Annotated in this window: 1 protein-coding gene; it reads right to left on the bottom strand. The window is 63.4% G+C overall.

Translation table 11 applies throughout. The features are described from left to right. Positions 1-1259: immunoglobulin-like domain-containing protein (locus DMX11_RS25790; RefSeq protein WP_371921808.1), on the bottom strand; the 1259-nt coding region annotated here is incomplete at both ends.

The raw sequence follows: 1259 nt of genomic DNA, 5'->3' as shown, positions 1-1259 counted from the left end.
ACCGAGGCGATCGACTTGATCACCGCCGGGTTACTGCCGACGTAGACGTTGTCCGGAGCGGTGACGGTAGCAGTCCCTACGGTGCTGTTGGCCGGCACGGTGATGACGGTGGTGCCGTCGCTCAAGGTGAAGGTCAGCGCCGCATGCTTGTCGATCGGCAGGCCGTCTTTGTTGGTCAGGGTCACGGTGTAGGTGATCGCGCCACCTTCGGTTACCGAAGGGGTGGCCGTCAGCTTGGCTACCACTTCGTCGGTGGTGTCGGTCACCGTGACCTTGGCCGCGTCGCCCAGCTGCAGGTTCTCGAAGGTGCGGTTGCCGATGTCGGCCGCCGACTTGATACCCAGGCTGATTTCACCGGCGTCTTTGTAGACGTCGTCGCCCTGTGCTGCGTGCTCGTACGGCGCGCTGGTCTGGCCGGCCTTGATGGTGACCTGGGCGTTGTTGCTCAGGGTCACGACCAAGTCGTTGGCCAGTGCCTGGTTGATGTGCACGGTGAAGGTCGGTTTGACGTTCTCGGCCACCGAGGTCTGGTCGGCCGTAATGGTGACCTTGACCAGGTCGCCTTCGTTGCCGCCACCTGGGTTGCTCGGGGTACCTGGGGTGCCCGGCTCGTCGGTGACAGTGGTGCTGACCTGGGTTTTGTCCAGGGTCAGTTTCTCGAACTTGCCGACGTCATCGCCGCTCACCGAGGCGATCGACTTGATCACCGCCGGGTTACTGCCGACGTAGACGTTGTCCGGAGCGGTGACGGTAGCAGTCCCTACGGTGCTATTGGCCGGCACGGTGATGACGGTGGTGCCGTCGCTCAAGGTGAAGGTCAGCGCCGCATGCTTGTCGATCGGCAGGCCGTCTTTGTTGGTCAGGGTCACGGTGTAGGTGATCGCGCCACCTTCGGTTACCGAAGGGGTGGCCGTCAGCTTGGCTACCACTTCGTCGGTGGTGTCGGTCACCGTGACCTTGGCCGCGTCGCCCAGCTGCAGGTTCTCGAAGGTGCGGTTGCCGATGTCGGCCGCCGACTTGATACCCAGGCTGATTTCACCGGCGTCTTTGTAGACGTCGTCGCCCTGTGCTGCGTGCTCGTACGGCGCGCTGGTCTGGCCGGCCTTGATGGTGACCTGGGCGTTGTTGCTCAGGGTCACGACCAAGTCGTTGGCCAGTGCCTGGTTGATGTGCACGGTGAAGGTCGGTTTGACGTTCTCGGCTACCGAGGTCTGGTCGGCCGTGATGGTGACCTTGACCAGGTCGCCTTCGTTGCCGCC

It is taken from the genome of Pseudomonas sp. LB-090624 (assembly GCF_003205205.1).
Taxonomy (GTDB): domain Bacteria; phylum Pseudomonadota; class Gammaproteobacteria; order Pseudomonadales; family Pseudomonadaceae; genus Aquipseudomonas.
Note: the sequence above shows the minus strand (reverse complement) of the source record. Positions and strands in the feature narration are given on the sequence as shown.